Source organism: Cedecea davisae DSM 4568, assembly GCF_000412335.2.
GTDB classification, from domain to species: domain Bacteria; phylum Pseudomonadota; class Gammaproteobacteria; order Enterobacterales; family Enterobacteriaceae; genus Cedecea; species Cedecea davisae.
The window spans coordinates 3,179,741-3,199,874 of sequence record NZ_KE161030.1 but is presented as its reverse complement, the minus strand read 5'-3'; the positions used below and the strand labels follow the sequence as shown (position 1 = coordinate 3,199,874).

General features: G+C 54.1%; 20 protein-coding genes. 14 read left to right on the top strand and 6 right to left on the bottom strand.

The features are described 5' to 3' along the window. Positions 1-212: 212 nt before the first annotated feature. The 8 genes from cvpA (at position 213) to hisP (ending at position 7,232) form a co-directional block, all read left to right on the top strand. Positions 213-698 (top strand): colicin V production protein, encoded by a 486-nt coding sequence (gene cvpA, locus HMPREF0201_RS14490; RefSeq protein WP_016537481.1) that lies wholly within the window; start codon positions 213-215, stop codon positions 696-698. 37 nt (positions 699-735) lie between these two features. Then, complete coding sequence (purF, locus tag HMPREF0201_RS14485) at positions 736-2,253, top strand: amidophosphoribosyltransferase (protein WP_016537480.1); 1,518 nt, start codon at positions 736-738, stop codon at positions 2,251-2,253. 107 nt (positions 2,254-2,360) lie between these two features. Next, positions 2,361-2,930, top strand: coding sequence for a UbiX family flavin prenyltransferase (locus HMPREF0201_RS14480; RefSeq protein WP_016537479.1), 570 nt, complete (start codon positions 2,361-2,363; stop codon positions 2,928-2,930). 290 nt (positions 2,931-3,220) lie between these two features. Continuing rightward, positions 3,221-4,003 carry a lysine/arginine/ornithine ABC transporter substrate-binding protein ArgT gene (gene argT, locus HMPREF0201_RS14475; protein ID WP_016537478.1) on the top strand — a complete coding sequence of 261 codons (783 nt, stop codon included), beginning with the start codon at positions 3,221-3,223 and terminating at the stop codon, positions 4,001-4,003. 192 nt (positions 4,004-4,195) lie between these two features. After that, positions 4,196-4,978 (top strand): histidine ABC transporter substrate-binding protein HisJ, encoded by a 783-nt coding sequence (gene hisJ / locus HMPREF0201_RS14470; protein WP_016537477.1) that lies wholly within the window; start codon positions 4,196-4,198, stop codon positions 4,976-4,978. A 73-nt stretch (positions 4,979-5,051) separates the two neighbouring features. Then, complete coding sequence (locus HMPREF0201_RS14465) at positions 5,052-5,738, top strand: histidine ABC transporter permease HisQ (protein ID WP_016537476.1); 687 nt, start codon at positions 5,052-5,054, stop codon at positions 5,736-5,738. Beyond that, positions 5,735-6,448, top strand: a complete 714-nt coding sequence (locus HMPREF0201_RS14460; RefSeq protein ID WP_016537475.1) for an ABC transporter permease — start codon at positions 5,735-5,737, stop codon at positions 6,446-6,448. The genes HMPREF0201_RS14465 and HMPREF0201_RS14460 overlap by 4 nt, the downstream gene beginning before the upstream one ends. A 10-nt stretch (positions 6,449-6,458) precedes the next feature. Beyond that, a complete protein-coding gene (hisP, locus tag HMPREF0201_RS14455; RefSeq protein ID WP_016537474.1) occupies positions 6,459-7,232 on the top strand; it encodes a histidine ABC transporter ATP-binding protein HisP in 774 nt (257 codons plus the stop codon). 79 nt (positions 7,233-7,311) lie between these two features. On the opposite strand, the gene HMPREF0201_RS14450 is transcribed toward hisP, so the two are convergent. Together HMPREF0201_RS14450 and HMPREF0201_RS14445 are read right to left on the bottom strand one after the other, a co-directional pair. Beyond that, on the bottom strand, positions 7,312-9,216 hold the full coding sequence (locus tag HMPREF0201_RS14450) for a S8 family serine peptidase (protein ID WP_016537473.1): 1,905 nt from the start codon (positions 9,214-9,216) through the stop codon (positions 7,312-7,314). Positions 9,217-9,545: 329 nt separating this feature from the next. Beyond that, a complete protein-coding gene (locus tag HMPREF0201_RS14445; RefSeq protein WP_016537471.1) occupies positions 9,546-10,493 on the bottom strand; it encodes a sugar-binding transcriptional regulator in 948 nt (315 codons plus the stop codon). Positions 10,494-10,687: 194 nt separating this feature from the next. On the opposite strand from HMPREF0201_RS14445, the gene dalD reads away from it, so the two are divergent. The 3 genes from dalD (at position 10,688) to HMPREF0201_RS14430 (ending at position 14,901) form a co-directional block, all read left to right on the top strand. After that, entirely contained in the window at positions 10,688-12,082 is a 1,395-nt protein-coding gene (gene dalD, locus HMPREF0201_RS14440) for a D-arabinitol 4-dehydrogenase (RefSeq protein ID WP_039898508.1), read from the top strand. 9 nt (positions 12,083-12,091) lie between these two features. Continuing rightward, positions 12,092-13,558: a xylulokinase gene (gene xylB, locus HMPREF0201_RS14435; RefSeq protein WP_016537469.1), complete on the top strand. Its 1,467-nt coding sequence runs from the start codon at positions 12,092-12,094 to the stop codon at positions 13,556-13,558. A gap of 65 nt (positions 13,559-13,623) precedes the next feature. After that, on the top strand, positions 13,624-14,901 hold the full coding sequence (locus tag HMPREF0201_RS14430) for an MFS transporter (RefSeq protein ID WP_016537468.1): 1,278 nt from the start codon (positions 13,624-13,626) through the stop codon (positions 14,899-14,901). A 33-nt stretch (positions 14,902-14,934) separates the two neighbouring features. Here HMPREF0201_RS14430 and HMPREF0201_RS14425 read toward each other — a convergent pair whose 3' ends face one another. The 3 genes from HMPREF0201_RS14425 to yfcG form a co-directional block, all read right to left on the bottom strand. Next, complete coding sequence (locus tag HMPREF0201_RS14425; RefSeq protein WP_016537467.1) at positions 14,935-15,828, bottom strand: TIGR01777 family oxidoreductase; 894 nt, start codon at positions 15,826-15,828, stop codon at positions 14,935-14,937. 23 nt (positions 15,829-15,851) lie between these two features. Further along, positions 15,852-16,220, bottom strand: coding sequence for a dihydroneopterin triphosphate 2'-epimerase (folX, locus tag HMPREF0201_RS14420; protein WP_016537466.1), 369 nt, complete (start codon positions 16,218-16,220; stop codon positions 15,852-15,854). A gap of 68 nt (positions 16,221-16,288) precedes the next feature. Further along, a complete protein-coding gene (gene yfcG, locus HMPREF0201_RS14415; protein WP_016537465.1) occupies positions 16,289-16,918 on the bottom strand; it encodes a GSH-dependent disulfide bond oxidoreductase in 630 nt (209 codons plus the stop codon). A gap of 153 nt (positions 16,919-17,071) precedes the next feature. On the opposite strand from yfcG, the gene yfcF reads away from it, so the two are divergent. Genes yfcF through yfcD form a run of 3 tightly spaced genes read left to right on the top strand, consistent with a single transcriptional unit; the run spans position 17,072 to position 18,926 of the window. Then, positions 17,072-17,716 (top strand): glutathione transferase, encoded by a 645-nt coding sequence (gene yfcF / locus HMPREF0201_RS14410; RefSeq protein WP_016537464.1) that lies wholly within the window; start codon positions 17,072-17,074, stop codon positions 17,714-17,716. A 57-nt stretch (positions 17,717-17,773) separates the two neighbouring features. Then, complete coding sequence (yfcE, locus tag HMPREF0201_RS14405; RefSeq protein WP_016537463.1) at positions 17,774-18,325, top strand: phosphodiesterase; 552 nt, start codon at positions 17,774-17,776, stop codon at positions 18,323-18,325. 58 nt (positions 18,326-18,383) lie between these two features. Continuing rightward, positions 18,384-18,926, top strand: coding sequence for an NUDIX hydrolase YfcD (gene yfcD, locus HMPREF0201_RS14400; protein ID WP_016537462.1), 543 nt, complete (start codon positions 18,384-18,386; stop codon positions 18,924-18,926). 76 nt (positions 18,927-19,002) lie between these two features. Here yfcD and HMPREF0201_RS14395 read toward each other — a convergent pair. After that, a partial coding sequence (locus tag HMPREF0201_RS14395; protein WP_016537461.1) for a hypothetical protein occupies positions 19,003-20,134 on the bottom strand: 1,132 nt, incomplete at its 5' end.

Genomic DNA, 20,134 nt, shown 5'->3' with positions numbered 1-20,134 from the left:
ATGGGAAAGGTCACCACCATACTATCCCCTCTCCCCTGTGGGGAGAGGGTTAGGGTGAGGGGAAAAAAGGGCAATTTTTAATGGCGTTGATGCTTTTTTCAGCGCCATTATTTATTTACGCGGGGGAAGGAAATCCCTACGCAAACGTTTTCTTTTTCTGTTAGAATGCGCCCCGAACTGGACGTCAGGGCGATTTATCACGAGATTTTTTCATGGTCTGGATAGATTACGCCATCATTGCGGTTATCGGTTTTTCTTGTCTGGTAAGCGTAATTCGTGGGTTTGTGAAGGAAGCTTTATCGCTTGTGACCTGGGGATGTGCATTCTTTGTCGCCAGTCATTACTACACTTATCTGTCAGTCTGGTTCACTGGCTTTGAAGACGAACTGGTACGCAATGGGATAGCTATCGCGGTGCTGTTTATCGCGACGCTTATCGTCGGTGCAATAGTCAATTATGTGATTAGCGCGCTGGTACAAAAAACCGGCCTGTCGGGTACAGACAGGGTGTTGGGGATCTGCTTTGGCGCACTTCGTGGCGTACTGATAGTCTCCGCCATTCTGTTCTTCCTGGATACCTTTACCGGTTTTTCAAAAAGCGATGACTGGCATAAGTCGCAGCTTATCCCGCAATTCAGTTTCATCATCAGATGGTTCTTTGACTATCTGCAAAGCTCGTCAAGTTTCTTGCCCCGTTAATCGTAGCGGGGTTGTGGCTTAATGAGGAAAAGACAACATGTGCGGTATTGTCGGAATCGCCGGTTTTATGCCGGTCAACCAGTCGATTTATGATGCGTTAACGGTGCTTCAGCACCGTGGCCAGGATGCCGCAGGCATCGTCACCATCGACGCTTTAAATTGCTTCCGTCTGCGTAAAGCGAATGGCCTGGTGAGCGATGTGTTTGAAGCCCGCCACATGCAGCGCCTGCAGGGCAATATGGGGATTGGGCACGTTCGTTACCCAACCGCCGGCAGTTCCAGCGCTTCTGAAGCTCAGCCTTTCTACGTTAACTCTCCTTACGGCATTACGCTGGCGCATAATGGTAACCTGACCAATGCCCACGAACTGCGTAAGAAGCTGTTCGAAGAAAAACGCCGCCACATCAACACCACCTCAGACTCTGAAATCCTGCTCAATATCTTTGCCAGCGAGCTGGATAACTTCCGCCACTACCCGCTGGAAGCAGACAACATTTTTGCCGCCATCGCCGCCACTAACCGCCAGATCCGCGGCGCTTACGCCTGCGTGGCGATGATTATCGGCCACGGCATGGTTGCCTTCCGTGACCCTAACGGTATCCGCCCGCTGGTTATCGGCAAGCGTGATTTGGGCGACGGACGCACTGAATACATGGTGGCTTCCGAAAGCGTGGCTCTTGACACCCTCGGCTTTGAGTTCCTGCGCGACATCGCGCCGGGCGAAGCGGTGTACATTACCGAAAAAGGCCAACTGTTCACCCGCCAGTGCGCGGATAATCCGGTCAGCAACCCATGCCTGTTCGAGTACGTTTACTTTGCGCGCCCGGACTCGTTTATCGACAAGATTTCCGTCTACAGCGCTCGCGTTGAGATGGGCAAAAAGCTTGGCGAAAAAATTGCCCGCGAGTGGGAAGACCTGGATATCGACGTGGTTATCCCGATCCCGGAAACTTCCTGCGATATCGCGCTGGAAATCGCTCGTATTCTTGATAAGCCGTACCGCCAGGGGTTTGTGAAAAACCGCTACGTTGGCCGCACCTTTATCATGCCGGGCCAGCAGCTGCGCCGTAAGTCCGTGCGCCGCAAGCTGAACGCCAACCGCGCCGAGTTCCGCGACAAGAACGTGCTGCTGGTGGATGACTCCATCGTGCGCGGCACCACTTCCGAGCAGATTATTGAGATGGCGCGCGAAGCCGGAGCCAAAAAGGTTTACCTCGCTTCCGCCGCACCTGAAATTCGCTTCCCGAACGTTTACGGCATCGATATGCCGAGCGCCAACGAGCTTATTGCTCACGGTCGCGAAGTGGATGAGATCCGCCAGATAATCGGTGCCGACGGCCTGATTTTCCAGGATCTCGACGATCTGATTGAAGCCGTTCGTGTTGAAAACCCGGACATCGCCCAGTTTGAATGCTCGGTGTTTAACGGTATTTACGTCACCAAAGACGTGGATCATAAATACCTCGAGTATCTCGAATCTCTGCGTAACGACGACTCCAAAGCGCTGGCTCGCCAAAACGAAGTGGAAAACTTAGAGATGCACAACGAAGGCTGATTTTCCTCCTGCCTTACGCCCTCGCCCTTGCCGGGTGAGGGCCATCCCTTGCATCGCACCTCATCTTACGGCAAAGTCAGCCCAGATATTCTTGACGGGCAAATTCAATGAAACGACTAATTGTCGGTATTTCCGGGGCCAGCGGAGCCGTTTACGGCGTGCGTCTGCTGCAAATTCTGCAACAGCTGCCGGAAGTAGAAAGCCACCTGGTGATGAGCAATGCCGCACGCCAGACGCTGGCGCTGGAAACGGACTACTCCCTGCGTGACGTTCAGGCGCTGGCGGATGTGGTCCACGATGCCCGCGATATTGCCGCCAGCATCTCCTCCGGCTCGTTTAAGACCATGGGGATGGCGGTACTGCCTTGCTCAATCAAAACGCTTTCCGGCATTGTACACAGCTATACAGACGGGCTGCTGACCCGCGCGGCGGACGTAGTGTTAAAAGAGCGCCGCCCGCTGGTGCTTTGCATTCGCGAAACGCCGCTGCACCTTGGCCACCTGCGCCTGATGACCCAGGCCGCCGAGCTTGGCGCGGTGATTATGCCTCCGGTTCCGGCGTTTTATCACCGCCCGCAGACGATACAGGACATCGTCGATCAGACGGTGAACCGGGTGCTGGATCAGTTCGACCTTGAGCTGCCGGAAGACCTGTTTAGCCGCTGGAACGGTGCATAGCCTGCACTGCGGCAGTGCATCACAAAATGATTGCCTCATTCTGGGGCAATTCTGTAACGCCGATCGCTTTTAGAAGATTTAATCCGCTAAATACCCTTTCCCCTCTATTCCGGCTCCTCAGACCTGCTATCTTTCAAGCTAGCAGCAGAGTTGCAACGTTTTGTTAACATAACGCAGCCGCTTTTTTCCACGCAGGGAAAAGTGGCATGAGAACTGCAACTCTCAGTTTGCCAACGCATTACCACACAACAAGACATCATAAATAAGAAAGCCAAACTTGAGGGTATCGTATGAAGAAGTCGGTTCTTGCTCTTTCTTTACTGCTCGGTCTGTCCAGCGCAGCCAGCGTTTTTGCAGCGATTCCGCAAAACGTCCGTATCGGTACCGATGCGACCTACGCCCCGTTCTCCTCGAAGGACGCGAAAGGGGACTTCGTCGGGTTTGATATCGACCTCGGTAACGAGCTTTGCAAGCGCATTCAGACCAAATGCACCTGGGTAGGCAGCGACTTCGACTCGCTTATCCCGTCGCTGAAGGCCAAGAAAATCGACGCCATCATCTCTTCGCTGTCGATTACCGAAAAGCGCCAGCAGGAGATTCTGTTCTCCGACAAACTCTACGCCGCTGACTCTCGCCTGATTGCCGGCAAAGGCTCCCCGATTGTTCCGACTATCGATTCGCTCAAAGGCAAGCACGTTGGCGTGCTGCAGGGTTCAATCCAGGAAACCTATGGCAACGCCGAATGGCGTCCAAAAGGGGTGGATGTGGTGGCTTATGCCAACCAGGATCTGATCTACTCCGACCTGGCCGCAGGCCGTCTGGACGCTGCATTCCAGGATGAGGTCGCCGCCAGCGAAGGCTTCCTGAAACAGCCTGCCGGGAAGGAGTTCGCGTTTGCCGGCCCTTCGGTGAAAGATAAGAAATACTTTGGCGACGGAACGGGCATCGGTCTGCGTAAAGATGACACCGAGCTGAAGGCCGCGTTTGACAAAGCGCTGGGCGAAATGCGTAAAGACGGGACTTACGACAAACTGGCGAAAAAGTACTTCGACTTTAATGTTTACGGCGAATAAGTTTATCCCTTAGTCTGTAGCCTGGTTTTGAATATATTCTTAACCGGGCAGGATAACTATGCAGGGTGCGGTCCCGTTCCGACCGCACCTTTATGGTGCGAAAACGTTGTCTTCGCAGCGCTATGCGTGAGTTTTCCTTGTCAACGTAGTGGGTGTGAGCCTTAAGTAACGGACAGTCTATTGAGGATAATTATGAAAAAGCTGGTTTTGTCTCTTTCTCTGGTGCTGGCGTTTTCCAGCGCAACCGCAGCGTTCGCCGCTATTCCAAAAAATCTGAGGATTGGCACCGATCCTACCTATGCGCCGTTTGAGTCTAAAAATGCCCAGGGGCAGCTGATCGGTTTTGATATCGACCTGGCCAAAGAGCTTTGCAAGCGCCTTGAGACTCAATGTACCTTTGTTGAAAATCCATTAGATGCGCTGATCCCATCGCTGAAAGCGAAGAAGATCGACGCCATCATGTCTTCCCTGTCGATTACCGAAAAGCGCCAGCAGGAAATCGCCTTCACCGACAAACTGTACGCCGCCGACTCGCGCCTGGTTGTTGCCAAAGGCTCGCCGATTCAGCCAACCCTGGAGTCGCTTAAAGGTAAACGCGTTGGCGTGCTGCAGGGCACCACTCAGGAAACCTACGGCAACGAACACTGGGCGCCTAAAGGCATCGAGATTGTCTCTTACCAGGGGCAGGACTCTATTTATGCTGACCTGGCTGCCGGACGTATCGACGCCGCATTCCAGGATGAAGTTGCCGCCAGCGAAGGCTTCCTGAAGCAGCCGGTTGGCAAAGACTACCAGTTTGGCGGCCCGTCGATTAAAGACGACAAGCTGTTTGGCGTTGGCACCGGCATGGGGCTGCGCAAAGAAGATAACGAACTGCGCGTGGCGCTGAATAAAGCCTTCGCCCAGATGCGTGAAGACGGCACGTACGACAAGTTAGCGAAGAAATACTTCGACTTTAATGTGTATGGTGATTAACCGTTACCGGTGATAAAGGCCCCGCGCCAGACGGGGCCAGTAAGCAGCAAACACTGACGACAGGATACGCACCATGTTGTATGGCTTTTCTGAAGTAATTTTTAAAGGGGCGTTGGTCACGCTTGAGCTGGCGCTCGCCTCGGTTGTGCTTTCGGTGCTTATCGGGCTTGCCGGAGCAGGGGCAAAACTCTCCAAAAACCGCCCGCTGGCGATGCTGTTCGAAGGCTATACCACGCTTATTCGCGGGGTGCCGGACCTGGTGCTGATGCTGCTGATTTTCTACGGGCTGCAAATGGTGCTCAACAGCATTACCGACGCTCTCGGGGTGGCTCAGTTCGACATCGATCCGATGATCGCCGGTATTATTACCCTCGGTTTTATCTACGGCGCATATTTTACCGAAACCTTCCGCGGCGCGTTTCTTGCCGTTCCTAAAGGGCATATTGAGGCCGCTACCGCATTTGGTTTTACCGGCTCTCAAACCTTCCGCCGCATTTTATTCCCGGCCATGATGCGTTATGCGCTGCCGGGGATCGGCAATAACTGGCAGGTTATCCTCAAGGCGACCGCGCTGGTTTCGCTGCTCGGCCTTGAAGACGTGGTGAAGGCTACCCAGCTGGCGGGGAAAAGTACCTGGCAGCCGTTCTACTTCGCCATCGTGGCCGGGATTATCTACCTGGTGTTTACTACGGTTTCAAACGGGGTACTGCTCTGGCTTGAACGCCGCTATTCCGTTGGCGTGAAGAGGGCGGAGCTATGATTGATATCATTCATGATTACTGGCAGTCGCTGCTGTGGACCGACGGCTACCGTTTTACCGGCGTGGCGATTACTCTGTGGCTGCTGATCACCTCTGTGGTGATGGGCGGTATTCTGGCGCTGTTCCTCGCCATCGGGCGCGTATCCAGCAACAAATTTGTCGCGTTTCCTATCTGGCTGTTTACCTATATTTTTCGCGGTACGCCGCTCTACGTGCAGCTGCTGGTGTTTTACTCCGGCATGTACACCCTGGAAGTCGTTAAAGGCACCGAACTGCTGAACGCGTTCTTCCGCAGCGGTCTCAACTGTACCGTGCTGGCGCTTACGCTTAATACCTGCGCCTACACTACGGAAATTTTTGCCGGGGCGATTCGTTCGGTTCCGCATGGTGATATTGAAGCGGCGCGCGCCTATGGCTTCTCGCGGGTGAAAATGTACCGCTGTATTATCCTGCCTTCCGCGCTGCGTATTGCGCTGCCCGCGTACAGCAACGAAGTTATTCTGATGCTGCACTCTACGGCTCTGGCGTTTACCGCCACGGTGCCGGACCTGCTGAAGATTGCCCGGGATATCAACTCCGCTACTTATCAGCCGTTCACCGCGTTTGGCATTGCCGCGGTGCTGTATATGATTATTTCCTATGTGCTGATTAGCCTGTTCCGCAAGGCGGAAAAACGCTGGCTACAGCACGTTAAACCCGCTTCGCACTGAGTGACTTCTGATGGCTGAAATTAAATTAAACGTAACGGATCTGCACAAACGCTACGGCGAACATGAAGTGCTGAAAGGGGTGTCACTCAAGGCCAACGCCGGGGATGTTATCAGCATCATCGGCTCTTCCGGCTCGGGTAAAAGTACCTTCTTGCGCTGTATTAACTTTCTTGAAAAACCGAGCGAAGGCACGATTGTGGTCAGCAACCAGAATATCAATCTGGTGCGGGATAAAGACGGCCAGCTCAAGGTGGCAGATAAAAACCAGCTGCGCCTGCTGCGCACCCGGCTGACGATGGTGTTCCAGCACTTCAACCTGTGGAGCCACATGACGGTGTTGGAAAACGTGATGGAAGCGCCGATTCAGGTGCTGGGCCTCAGCAAGCAGGAGGCGAAAGAGCGGGCGATTAAATATCTGGCAAAGGTCGGCATCGATGAACGTCAGCATATTAAATACCCGGTGCATCTGTCCGGCGGCCAGCAGCAGCGTGTTTCTATTGCCCGCGCGCTGGCGATGGAGCCGGAAGTGTTGCTGTTTGACGAGCCTACCTCGGCGCTGGACCCGGAGCTGGTGGGCGAAGTGTTACGCATCATGCAGAAGCTGGCCGAAGAGGGTAAAACCATGGTCGTTGTAACCCACGAGATGGACTTTGCCCGCCACGTTTCCAGCCACGTTATTTTCCTGCATCAGGGGCGCATTGAGGAAGAAGGGCCGCCGGGGGAGCTGTTCGGTAGCCCGAAAAGCGCTCGCCTTCAGCAGTTCCTTTCTGGTTCGTTGAAATAATCGATGATTAATATCTACTCCCAGACATAAGTCCGTGTGGGAGTAGATAAGATAAATATTAGCTGCAGATAATTACGCTTTATTCATCTTCTTTCTTTATCAATGATATTTTTTTTAGGAGAATTTTTTTTGCTCCTTTTACGCCCATTCCGGGAAAACCTTCGGCGGATGATACAGATTCTCCTGAAATTACCATATCAATAACGTTACTATCCTGAGTCAGCGTGGTATATGTTGTGAGTCTTGGATATTTCACGCCATCAACCTGAGGAAGATACCCACCAATAATGCCCTCTTTCAGGCCAGAATCATCCCACTCGAGCACGTCAAATGCTACACTTAGCTGATAGTTATATTTTGAGTCGATTTCTATTGGCCGCCGATACATTGCTCCAATCACACCTGAAGTAACTCCATCTAAAATGGCACCATTCTCAGTGTAGGTTGTTTTTTTTGCAATTAGACTCCATGCCGAGCTGGCATTAGAGAATTCGGTTTCTTCCAACAGCTCACCGTGCTGCATGCTTACATATAAATCTACAGCCGTCTTCATCCATTGAAGTAGCTCTATTTTTTTAACACATGGCTTCATATCATACAAAAGGCTGGCAGTCGTTCTCAGCTCTTTCATAGTAATATTATCGACTAAAGTGGTATGGCTGTCATCGGTGAAAACAGAGTTCACGGTTTCTGTGAGTCGGTTAATCTCTTCTACGGTAACGCCGTAGTTTTCCGGGTAAGGCGTTTTGGAGTAGATATTTAATGCGCCAAGCACTTTACGCAGGTCGGGCATAACGGCTTTATCGTAAGGTGACCGGACTTTGGCGGTGATACCATTTTCCGGGTTGCTGATAAGTTCACGGATTTTTAACGGCGGTAGTGCATAGCCAAATTTGCTGATATGTATGGACTGAATTTGTGCGATCAGCGCGGCAATCATCGGCGTTGAAAAGGATGTGCCTGATATTGAATTGGTCCCGAGCAGCGTAGTGACGTAGACACTCTGAGCGAACACGTCAACAAAGCTCCCATAATTATGACTCCGGATCGGTTCTAAGCTGTATGAATAATTATATCCCCCAACACAGACCCCCTTGGGATCGATATAGTCTTGGTGGTTTTTATTAAATGCATACTTACCGTCGTAGGTAACATTATCTAAATCAACCCCCTCGTTTGATGCAGCGTAGCAGACAGTAATGCCCATCTCTGCAGCCAGAGCGATGAGCGCTAAGTTACTCCGTTCCGCGGGCCATGGGCAATAAGTTACACCATCATCACTTTGATAAGCTACAGATATGCTGATGGTGTCTCCCGCCTTTCCATATTGTAATACACCATCAAAGTTATTTAACCAGCTAATATAGAGGGATGCATCAGGAATAATACCAATACATGAGATATCATTGTTTCTGGCTGCGATGATCCCGGATATCTGTAAGGGATGGGAGTCCCCCCCCGGTAATTTACCTATGATAGTAAAATCGATATCCGGATGGGAACCATATCCAAACTCGGTAATGAAGACATTCATTCCTTTGCCGTTTCCGCCTTCCAGCGTCCAGCCATACATGGCGTCAAGACCCAGGGGGGAGCTGAACAGATGCTGTGAGTCATAAAAGCTGGGGTTGTTTTCGGGTTGACTGGCGAGGGTCGGGAAACTGTAGTTTTCAGCGCAACTTACGAGTTGGCCACTATATTTAACGGCAGACACTCCCGGGATGGCTGAGAGAATGTTAACCTGGTTTTTAACAAGAGTTCTGGAGTGACTATCATCGAAGTATAGCTTGTAGCCATTGAATAATATATTGAGATATTCTGCGCTAAGTTTCGCGTTATGTTTTTTGATGACATTCCTGACCAGGTCACTATTTGCAACCTTCTGAATTTTAAATTTGATATTGAGTGTGCTCTCTATTTTTTTGATTGTTAATGTTGAATCTATTTTTGGATCTATTTCTAAATATATTTCATGCACTTCCATGATGTACGCCTCTGCGTGATAAGTAACATTAGCCTAGCACCAATATTATTGGAGGCAATGTGGCAATATATTGATTGACTAGTGGTGTTGATTAAAATCAAGGAGGAGGTTTTTTTAGGGGGCGGTGTGATTATTCTTCATGTTTTTCTATTGCTTGGGGGGGATAATAAGTATGATGCGCCCTTCATTTTTTTGTTGTTGAGAATGGAGGGTGGTGATAAATAAGAAAAATAATTATGATAAATTTAATAAATGAGCAACCTTCCTTAAGAATAATCCCTGCTGATGTTTTCTTTAATAAGAAACGGGCAGATTTTCTGCCCGTTTTGCTATTTAGCCAGAAGCCGTACCGCCGTACTCTCATCCGTCACCAGGCCAGAAACCCAGTGGCCGGTGAGCGCGGCTTTAATTGCGCCAAATTTCTTTTCTCCGCCGGAAAAGGCGATTATCTTGCGCGGGTTGTCGCTTTGCAGCGGCACGCTGGTCAAAAGCCCGTCCAGTTCGCTGTAAACACGCTCGCCCTTGTGGTCGAAGAAGTGGCCGAGCATTTCGCCCGCCACGCCCCGGGCATGCAGCATCCTGACCTGCTCGTCGGTAATAAAACCTTCGGCGTTTAGCGGGCAGCCAATATCGACTTCGCCAATACCCAGAAACGCCACGTTAGCCCCCAGCGCCCGGTCGGCTACGCGCTGGTAAACCCGGTGACGGCACCACATTTCACGGTCTTCTTCATCGTCTGCGTACAGTGGAGCGGGAATGAAGAAATATTTCCCCTGCATTTTCTCCGCCATTTTCAGCGGCATGTCGTAGCGCGTTCCCGAGTCGTCGCGGGCTATCGCACCAATCATCGATACGCAGTGGTGCTGAGGGCGTTCAACCCACGGCAGAACGTCGATAATCGAGCGTAGCGTTTTGCCGGAGCCAATGCCGAATACCTGCGGCTGCTCTTCGGCGATAAACTGCGACATCACCTCCGCACCCTCTACCGCCAGCATCTGCTGGATGGCTTCATTGTCCAGCCCCTCCGAGGGGACGATGCGGCAAATCTCAAGCCCAAAGCGCTCCCGCACCTGCTGCGCCAGCTTCAGGCAGCGGGCAACCGGGTGGGCAATCTTGACCGTCACCATTCCCTGCTCGCGCGCCGAAGACACCAGACGCTGTGCGACCTGGCGCGAAATCCCCAGTTCGCGGGCAATATCCTGCTGTGTCATCCCCGCCACGTAATACATCCAGGCGACGCGCGCGGCCTGCTCTTGTTTTTTCTCTTCTCTGCTCATTCCGGCACCTCGTTAATCTCTGGAACGCATTCTACCCTCAGGGTCCTGCATTGGTCATTGGGCAAAAGTCATTTTTATGGGCAAATGTTGCAGCTGTGAGTTTGATCTCAGAAAGCTCGGCCTCGACGCAACTAGACTATAACAAACGGGCAAATGCCCTTGATAATGACAAATGTTTAATTATGAGGTGGAAGATGACGACGAAATCGGTATGGATGCATATTGGCGCAGGTTCTTTCCATCGTGCGCATCAGGCGTGGTATCTCAACGAGCTGCTGAAGCAGGGCGACGAAAGCTGGAGTATTTCGCTCGGCAATATTCGCAACGATGCCAACGAGCTGCTGGCACAGCTTGCGGCGCAGGGCGGCGAATATGTACTGGAAACGGTGACTCCGGAAGGCGAGCGGGCTTACGAAAAAATTTCCTCTATCCGCAAAGTCCTGCCGTGGGATAAAGAGATCTCTGCCCTGGTTGAAGAGGGTGCCAGGGCATCAACCCGCGTGATTGCATTTACCGTTACCGAAGCCGGTTATTACCTGACCCCGCAGCATGAACTGGACGTTAATCTGCCGGATGTTAAGGGCGACCTTGCGGGCGGGATTTCCACGCTGTACGGGGCGCTAAACCGTATCCTTCACCGGCGTATGAGCGAAGGTGGCGAGCCGGTTACCCTGCTGAATTGCGATAACCTTCGGCACAATGGTGAGCGCTTCCGCCACGGCTTCCTGTCGTTTCTGAAGGCGAAGGGCGACCATGCGCTCTTTGATTGGGTTAGCACCCATACCGTGTCGCCAAATACCATGGTGGACCGCATTACCCCGCGCCCGACCGCCGACATCGCGCCGCGCGTGAAGGCTGCTACCGGTTTTGACGATAAAGTGCCGGTGATGGGAGAGTCCTTTATCCAGTGGGTTATTGAGGATAATTTTATTCATGGCCGCCCGGCGCTGGAAAAGGTTGGCGTCGAAATGGTGGATTCGGTGCTGCCGTACGAAGAGGCAAAAATCCGCATTCTCAACGCCAGCCACAGCTGCATCGCCTGGGCTGGAACGCTTACCGGCCTGAGCTACATTGATGAAAGCACCGTCCAGCAGCCGATTAAGCAGATGGCCTGGGATTATGTCACCGAAGACGTGATCCCTTCGCTGTCGCCATGCCCGCTGGATCTCGAACAATATCGCGACGTGGTGCTGGCCCGCTTTAGCAATCCGTATATCAAGGACACCAACCAGCGCGTTGCCGCTGACGGGCTGTCTAAAATCCCCGGTTTTATCACCCCGACGCTGGTTGAGTGTTATCAGCGGGGCCAGCAGCCTGCGGCCACCGCAGTGCTGCCCGCGCTGTTCTTCTTGTTCCTGCAACGCTGGGCGCAGGGAAGCCTCCCTTACACCTATCAGGACGGCGTGATGCAGGAGGAGGCTATTAGGGCGCTGTTTGCTTCCTCATCGCCGCTGGAAGCCTTCGTCAGCGACGAGACGTTGTTTGCCGGGCTTTCCCGTTCTGACGATTTCCATCAGCTTATGCAGCGCACGGTCGCCCGGCTGGAAAGCTGGATTAAAGCACCGCAGCAGCCGCTGGCCGCGGTTTAAGGAGGCGCTATGTATCTCGGGATTGATATTGGAACCTCCGAGCTAAAAGCTCTGATTATTGATGAGCAGGGCGAGATTCTGGCTTCGGGCCATGCTGCATTGACCGTACAGCGCCCGCGCCAGCACTGGGCTGAGCAGGAGCCGGAAGCCTGGTGGCAGGCTACTCAGCAAGTCGTTTCTGATTTACGCCAGCAGGTGCCGGACGCCTGGGCAACAATCCGTGCTATTGGGCTTTCAGGCCAGATGCACGGGGCGGTATTGCTCGACAACCAGGGCAATGTGTTGCGCCCCTGCATCCTCTGGAACGACACGCGAAGCGCGGAACAGTGCGCCGCGCTCACGGAGCAGCATCCTGAATTTCTCACTGTCGGCGGCAACCTGGTGATGCCCGGGTTTACCGCGCCGAAGCTGCGCTGGGTGGCGGAGCACGAGCCGGAAATCTTTGCCCGCGTGGATAAAGTGCTGCTGCCCAAGGACTATCTGCGCTGGCGGCTCAGCGGCGAATTTGTCTCCGATCCTTCGGACGCGGCAGGCACGTTGTGGCTGGACGTGGCAAAGCGTGACTGGTCAGACAAACTTCTGGCCGCCACCGGCCTTAACCGCGGGCAGATGCCGCGCCTGGTAGAGGGCAGCGAAGTCAGCGCCACTCTGCGCCCGGCGCTGGCAACCGAATGGGGGCTGAGTTCCGGGGTGAAAATTGCCGGAGGAGGCGGGGACAATGCCACCTCGGCGGTTGGGGTTGGTGCGGTAAATAACGGCGATGCGTTTATCTCGCTCGGTACTTCCGGGGTAATTTTCGTGGTGAACGATGAGCTGCAAACCCGCCCTGAGTCCGGCGTGCATGCCTTCTGCCACGCGCTGCCGGGCCGCTGGCACCAGATGAGCGTCATGCTAAGCGCCGCCAGTTGCCTGCGCTGGGTATGTAATCTGCTGTCGGTGACCGAAAGCCAGCTGATGGAGGAGATGGCGACGCTCAGTGAAGCGCAGAAAAAGCGCGCGCCGATTTTCCTGCCGTATCTCTCCGGAGAGCGCACTCCGCACAACGACGCCTATGCGATGGGCAGCTTCTTCGCGCTAAATCATGAAACCAACCGGGCGCTGCTGGGCTATGCGGTCATTGAAGGCGTGACCTTTGGCCTGGCCGACGGCATGGCGGTGCTGGAAACCTCCCGCAGCCGAATCAGCCAGTGCAGTCTGACCGGAGGCGGCGCCCGCAGTGCTATCTGGGCGCAGCTAATTGCCGACGTGCTGGATGTGCCGATTGTCACCCATCCGGCAAGCTCTTCCGGTGCGCTTGGCGCGGCCCGCCTCGGCTGGCTTGCAGACGGCGGCGTGGAAGAGGTGGTGTGCCGTAAGCCGCCGGTTCAGCAGCGCTTTACTCCGCGCAAGGCGTCACAAGGCGTTCTGCAACAGCGTTTGTGCGCGTTCCGCCTGCTTTACCAACAACAAAAAGCCGCTCGTAAGCTGCTGCCTTGATTTGCCCACCCGGCGGGCAGTTTCGCCGCCGGGAACTCCTGTACCCGTCAACGAGGAAGATTGTTATGCAATCTAAACATTACTGGTTTGGCTTACCCAAACACCTGCTCTGGGGCTTTATCGCGATTGCGATTTTTATGAGCGGCGATGGTTTCGAGATGGCATTTTTGTCGAAACACATTACCGATATGGGCTTTACGCCCGCGCAGTCGGCGATGGTGTTTACTATGTACGGCCTCGCGGCGGGGCTGGCAGCCTGGGCCTCTGGCGTAGTCGCGGAGCTAATCACTCCGCAAAAAGCGATGCTGATCGGTTTTGTCACCTGGGTGGTGATGCACGCCCTGTTTATGTCGCTCGGGCTTGGGCTGCGTAACTATCCGCTGATGCTGCTGTTTTACGGCATTCGCGGCCTGGCTTATCCGCTGTTTATTTACTCCTTTATGCTGATGCTGGTGCAGGTTGTTCCGCGCGAGCGGCTGGCGGCGGCAACCGGCTGGTTCTGGGCTATGTACTCTATTGGCATCGGCGTAATCGGCAGCTACCTGCCAAGCCTGACTATTCCGGCGATGGGGGAAACGGGCACGCTGTGGCTGGCGATTGCCTGGGTCATGTGCGGGGGGCTGATTGCCTTCTTCAGCCTGCGAAATGTGCCGGTTGACCGCTCACGCGTGAACCTGCCGATGCGCGATAAAATGACCGAAATGTCCCGCGCGGTAACCATTCTTTTCAGCAACCGCGATGTGTTCTACGCCTGCCTGATCCGCATCATCAATACGCTGTCGCTATTTGGCTTTGCTATCGTAATGCCGCTGCTGTTTGTCGATCGCCTCGGCTTTACCATTTCCGAGTGGCTACAGGTCTGGGCGGTGTTCTTCTTCGTTACCATTTTCACCAATATCTTCTGGGGAATTATGGGCGAATACATCGGCTGGATACGTCAGGTGCGCTGGTTTGGCTGTCTCGGCATGGCTATCTCCAGCCTGACGTTTTACTACCTGCCGGTGTGGGCAGGCCATAACTTCTGGGTGGCGCTCATTCCTGCTGTGATGCTGGGGACGTTTGTGGCGGCGTTTGTGCCGATGACGGCGGTATTCCCGACTCTGGAGCCGCATCATCGCGGGGCGGCTATTTCCATCTATAACCTGTCGGCGGGGATGAGCAATTTTGTCGCTCCGGCAATTGCCTCGTTAATTCTGCCGTTCTTCGACATTGTGGGCGTAGTCTGGGCCTATACCGGGCTGTATCTGTTTGCCGGAGTGCTGACGTTTATTATTAAGGTGCCGCAGCCTAAGCGGGAGAAGGGCAATGCCAGCGCGGGGAAAATGAGTACCGTGGAGCAGTAGTAAAAAGCCGGGCGATAAACCCGGCTTGTTTTTTTAACGAATGACGTCCCGCAATGCCTCTTCTAAGTCGAACCAGCGGAAGCCAAAGCCCGCCTCCTCAAGCCGTTTGGGCAGAGCGCGCTGCCCGCCGAGCACCAGCACAGAAGACTCGCCCATCAGCAGGCGAATAGCCGTTGCCGGAGCGCGCAGTATGGCAGGGCGCTTTAGCGCGTGTCCTAAAGCGTGGGCGAATTGCTCATTACGCACCGGGTACGGTGAAACCATATTAAACGGCCCGCGCAGATCGTTATCCAGCAGCCAGAGAATACCGTTCACCATGTCGTCGACGTGGATCCACGCCAGATACTGGCGGCCATTGCCGATGGGGCCGCCAAGCCCGAGGCGAAACAGCGGCAGCATTTTTGCCAGAATGCCGCCTTTGGGGGCCAGCACGACGCCGGTACGCAGCAGGCAAACTCGGGTTGCTTCGCTTTGCGCCCCGCAGGCAATTTGCTCCCAGCGGGCGCAAAGTTTGTGGGTGAATTCATTGTGCGGCGGCTCGTCCTCGGTCACCACCACTTCCCCGAGATCGCCGTAATAGCCGGTTGCAGAGCCGGAAATAAAGACTTCAGGAGGCCGAGCGCTGGCCTTAAACAGCTCGACCAGCCGCTCCGTTATTTGCCAGCGGCTCTGGCACAGGCGCTGTTTTTGCTGTTCGCTCCAGCGCTTATCGGCAATCGGCTCCCCGGCGAGATTGATTACCGCATCAAAAGCATCGAGATTTTGCAGCTCGCCCAGCCCGTTGAGCAGCGAGACTCTGGCATCAAGCAGCCGGCGAGTTTTTTCAGGCGAGCGGGTGACGACCGTAACCTTATGGCCGAGTTCAAGCAGGCGGGGTATCAGGTGGCGGCCAATTAATCCGCTGCCGCCGGTAACCAGAATCTCCATGCGTACCTCCCGGTGAGGAGCGCTTAACGCCGCCAGCTCAGGGTCATGGAAACCGAGTCGGCGTAGCGAAGCGCGTGAAGTTTATCAATCTCTACTTCAGCATAAGTCACCCACGGATGGGCACATGCGATATTCAGCACATCCTGAGTTAATTTTTCCAGCAGCGAGAAGCGGTTATTTTCTACCAGCTGGATGATTTCTTTGGTCACGGTGCGGTAGTTAAGCGCATCGTTGATGTCTTCGCTGCCGCGCGCTTTGTCCGCGGGGTAGTGAATAGCGACGTTAATAACGATGTCCTGACGGTTGGCAATTTCTTCTTCTTTTATGCCGATAAAAGTGCGCAGGCGCAGGTTTTTAATACGGATGACGGCGTCTGGCTGAACGGATGACATTGCAGGCTCCTTATTCGTTTTTTCCCGCAACAGAATACACCAGCGCGGGAAAAAACTTGAACCGGAGGTTACGGCTTTTCCGCCTGCTTATAAGCTTTTACGGTCGCAGGGCGGGTGCGTATCCGTTCGAACCAGTTACGCACCGCCGGGAAATTGGCCAGTATGACACGCTGACGCTCGTGGGAAACTACCCAGGGGTAAGTGGCGATATCCGCAATACTGTAATCATGCCCACCGAGCCACGGCGCTTTCTCGAGCTGTTTATTAAGCACGCCGTACAGCCGCTGGGTTTCGACCTGGTAACGCTCTATAGCGTAAGGCACCGGCTGAGGGGCAAAGTGGTTGAAATGGTGGTTCTGGCCCAGCATTGGCCCAAAGCCGCCAACCTGCCAGAAGAGCCACTGGAGCGTGGCGGTGCGGGCGCGCAGATCTTTGCTCAGCAGTTGGCCGGTTTTATCCGCCAGATAAAGCAGGATCTCGCCGGACTCAAACAGGCTCAGCGGTTCACCGCCGTCCGCCGGTTTGTTATCGACAATTGCCGGAATTTTATTATTCGGTGAAATAGCCAGGAACTCGGGGCGAAACTGTTCACCCTTACCGATATCCACCCGGTGGATTTTGTAGTCCAGGCCTGCTTCCTCAAGAAATAGCGTGATTTTATGGCCGTTTGGGGTAGGCGCATAATAAAGATCGATCATGGTCACTCCAGGGGTTAGCTTATTTTTTGGCAAACTTTTCGAGTATAGGAGCTTTTGTCAGCCTTGCACCGGGATGGTGCATTTTCAGCGGATGACAAAACGTTTTTTTCGCTCTATGTTCAATAACCTGACGCGCTAATAAGTGAGATTACGATGAGCCAGCCTGCCGTTACCCTGTGGTCTGACAGCCACTATTTTAGCCCTTATGCGCTTTCCGTTTATGTAGCGCTGAAAGAGAAGGGACTCGCCTTCTCGCTGCAAACCGTGGACCTCGCCAGCGGCCAAAATTTAAAGCCGGGCTGGAAGGGATATGACCTGACGCGGCGCGTGCCGGTGCTGGCGGTTGGGGATTTTGTGTTGAGCGAATCTTCCGCGATTGATGAGTATCTTGAAGAGCGCTTTTCGCCACCAACCTGGGAGCGAATTTACCCGCACGACATAGAAAAACGCGCCCGCGCCCGCCAGATTCAGGCGTGGCTGCGCAGCGACCTGATGCCCATCAGAGAAGAGCGTTCTACGGCGGTTGTGTTTGCCGGAGCGAAAATGCCTCCGTTAAGCGCCGCCGGACAGCAGGCCGCGAACAAGCTGATTGAGACCGCCATGGGCCTGCTGCCGCAGGGGCAGCAAAACCTGTTTGGCGAGTGGTCGATTGCCGATACCGACCTGGCGCTGATGCTCAACCGTTTGATTCTTAATGGTGATGACGTACCAGAGCGCCTGAAGGAGTACGCGGCGTTCCAGTGGCAGCGCGCCTCCGTGCAGCTTTGGGTGGCGCTTTCGGCTAAAACCACGGGCTGATAGCGAGCCGGGAATTGGTTATCATTGGCCCATTATAACTACAGGAGCCAGGGATATATGAAACTGATGTTTGCTTCGGACCTGCACGGTTCGCTACCCGCAACGGAAAAAGTGCTTGAGCGTTTCGCCCAAAGCGATGCGCAATGGCTGGTGGTGCTTGGCGATATTCTGAATCACGGCCCGCGTAATGCTTTGCCGGACGGCTATAATCCTCCGGCGGTAGCAGAAGCGCTCAACCAGGTTGCTAATAAAATCATCGCGGTACGTGGAAACTGCGACAGCGAAGTTGACCAGATGCTGCTGCACTTCCCGATAACCGCGCCGTGGCAGCAGATTTTGCTGGCGCAGCAGCGCCTTTTCCTCACTCACGGGCACCTTTATAATCCTGACCACAGGCCGCCTCTGGCCGCTAACGATGTGCTGATATTCGGCCATACTCATCTTCCGGTTGCACAAAAGCACGAACAGATCTATTTGTTTAATCCAGGTTCTGTCAGCATTCCGAAGGGCGGTTTTGAGGCCAGCTTTGGCATGCTGGATGATGGCGTTCTGAGCGTTCGCACGCTGAAGAGCAATGGGGTTATTGCGCAGGTGAGCATTACCCCGTAACGTTGGCAGGTTAATCCAATAACGCGCCGTAAGAGCGCCCCTGAATAAGGTTTTCCCGATGGTGGATCAGAGTCATTTTGTCGGCACGGAATGGGTAGACATTGTCAATGAAGACAATGAGGTCATCGCACAGGCCAGCCGCGAGCAAATGCGCGCGCAGCGTCTACGTCACCGTGCAACCTATATTGTCGTCACCGACGGTATGGGCAAAATTCTGGTGCAGCGTCGTACCGAGACGAAAGATTTTATGCCGGGCATGCTGGACGCCACCGCAGGCGGTGTGGTTCAGGCCGACGAACAGATGCTGGAGTCCGCCCGCCGCGAAGCGGAAGAGGAATTGGGCATCGCCGGTGTTCCGTTCGCCGAGCACGGTCAGTTCTATTTTGAAGACGAAAACTGCCGCGTCTGGGGTGGGCTGTTCAGCTGCGTTTCCCACGGGCCGTTCGCCCTGCAGGAAGAAGAAGTCAGCGAAGTGAGCTGGATGTCTCCAGAAGAGATAACCGCCCGCTGCGATGAATTCACCCCTGACTCGCTGAAGGCGCTGGCGCTGTGGATGACCCGCAACGCCAAGAATGAGTCTCAGAGCGAAGATAGCGAGTAGTCAGACCTGGCCCTCTCCCTGAGAAGGAGAGGGTGAAAGAAGGTTGCCCTTTCCCTTAACGGAAAAGGGCAAAGCATCAAGCCGCCTTAAAGTTAAAACCGCTATAGGCGTTAAGCGCCGGGAAGCGGGTTCCACGCATGCGCAGCATCAGGTTGATAAGCGCGTGGTTAAACATATAAAGCCTGCCGTCCGCCCCGTCCCCAATCTGGGCAAGATTGCCTATCATCCAGCTGGTTGCCGACTGATTATCATAGCGCGGTGAAGGCTCAAACAGCTTATCCACATGGCCCGCTTCGGCAAGCATTGTCAGGGCATAGGCGAAAGGATAAGGGCGGTTGATTTCATCCTCGAATCGCTTGTCCATGGTGGAGAAACTGTCGGCGAGCGTGTTGAGCAGGCGGTCGGTAATCAGGTGCTGTTTGCCGGTTATCATCGCGGTTTCGATAACATAAGAGCAGGCGATGCCGTGCAGGAAATAGTTCTCTGACGGGTCGATAACTTCGGCCGTCTGCCCCAGCTGTTCTACCAGCGCGTTGACGCGGTGTTTTTCCTGGTCGATCAGGCCGAGGTTGTACACCGCCGTAATGTAGTACAGCCCCATGTGGGTTCTTTCTACCGGCGTCAGCGCTTCCAGCAGTTCGCTCGCCTGGCGCACGCGGTCCTGACGATAGTTAAGCGCCTGATGATGCCCGGTTGCCGCGATAGAGTTTAGCAGCGTAAGCAGCGGGTAAACTTTCACAAACTCGGGCGACATGCTCTGCGGGAATGACGGATTGATGCCGAGGGTATCCGCGCTGTCGAGGTAGTCCAGCATTTCGATAATGTAGTCGCGGCCGTGTTTATAGAGCACTTCGGAATAGCCGAGCAGGCTAATAGCGCTAAATAACATACTGCCGCCGCGCCCGCGGAAGAACGGTGAAGGAATGTTCTCTAAGGTTTTCAGCGCATCCGCAATGTGGTTACGGCTGCGGGTGACAGCAAGATCTGCCTTATCGCAGGCCGCCAGCGCAAAGAATACTGAGGTATAGGCGGAGAGTTTTTCATAGTCGCCGTGCCTGCCGCTGTTCTCATCTTTGATGCCGTTCGACTGGATCTCGTTAATGCTGCGGAACAGCAGCCCGGGAAGGTCGATGGTGTTTTCCAGCAAATCAAACAGGTTGATATTCAATTTTGCCAGCGCATCAATGGTGATGCTGTATTGCATGATT

Bases quoted from the DNA above. Each gene is read 5' to 3' on its own strand.
- xylB (WP_016537469.1), top strand. From the start codon at position 12,092: ATGTATCTCGGGATTGATATTGGAACCTCCGAGCTAAAAGCTCTGATT.
- hisJ (WP_016537477.1), top strand. From the start codon at position 4,196: ATGAAAAAGCTGGTTTTGTCTCTTTCTCTGGTGCTGGCGTTTTCCAGC.
- cvpA (WP_016537481.1), top strand. From the start codon at position 213: ATGGTCTGGATAGATTACGCCATCATTGCGGTTATCGGTTTTTCTTGT.
- purF (WP_016537480.1), top strand. From the start codon at position 736: ATGTGCGGTATTGTCGGAATCGCCGGTTTTATGCCGGTCAACCAGTCG.
- HMPREF0201_RS14480 (WP_016537479.1), top strand. From the start codon at position 2,361: ATGAAACGACTAATTGTCGGTATTTCCGGGGCCAGCGGAGCCGTTTAC.
- folX (WP_016537466.1), bottom strand. From the start codon at position 16,220: ATGTCATCCGTTCAGCCAGACGCCGTCATCCGTATTAAAAACCTGCGC.
- HMPREF0201_RS14430 (WP_016537468.1), top strand. From the start codon at position 13,624: ATGCAATCTAAACATTACTGGTTTGGCTTACCCAAACACCTGCTCTGG.
- yfcG (WP_016537465.1), bottom strand. From the start codon at position 16,918: ATGATCGATCTTTATTATGCGCCTACCCCAAACGGCCATAAAATCACG.
- HMPREF0201_RS14450 (WP_016537473.1), bottom strand. From the start codon at position 9,216: ATGGAAGTGCATGAAATATATTTAGAAATAGATCCAAAAATAGATTCA.
- argT (WP_016537478.1), top strand. From the start codon at position 3,221: ATGAAGAAGTCGGTTCTTGCTCTTTCTTTACTGCTCGGTCTGTCCAGC.
- hisP (WP_016537474.1), top strand. From the start codon at position 6,459: ATGGCTGAAATTAAATTAAACGTAACGGATCTGCACAAACGCTACGGC.
- yfcF (WP_016537464.1), top strand. From the start codon at position 17,072: ATGAGCCAGCCTGCCGTTACCCTGTGGTCTGACAGCCACTATTTTAGC.
- yfcE (WP_016537463.1), top strand. From the start codon at position 17,774: ATGAAACTGATGTTTGCTTCGGACCTGCACGGTTCGCTACCCGCAACG.
- HMPREF0201_RS14425 (WP_016537467.1), bottom strand. From the start codon at position 15,828: ATGGAGATTCTGGTTACCGGCGGCAGCGGATTAATTGGCCGCCACCTG.
- HMPREF0201_RS14460 (WP_016537475.1), top strand. From the start codon at position 5,735: ATGATTGATATCATTCATGATTACTGGCAGTCGCTGCTGTGGACCGAC.
- HMPREF0201_RS14465 (WP_016537476.1), top strand. From the start codon at position 5,052: ATGTTGTATGGCTTTTCTGAAGTAATTTTTAAAGGGGCGTTGGTCACG.
- dalD (WP_039898508.1), top strand. From the start codon at position 10,688: ATGACGACGAAATCGGTATGGATGCATATTGGCGCAGGTTCTTTCCAT.
- HMPREF0201_RS14445 (WP_016537471.1), bottom strand. From the start codon at position 10,493: ATGAGCAGAGAAGAGAAAAAACAAGAGCAGGCCGCGCGCGTCGCCTGG.
- yfcD (WP_016537462.1), top strand. From the start codon at position 18,384: ATGGTGGATCAGAGTCATTTTGTCGGCACGGAATGGGTAGACATTGTC.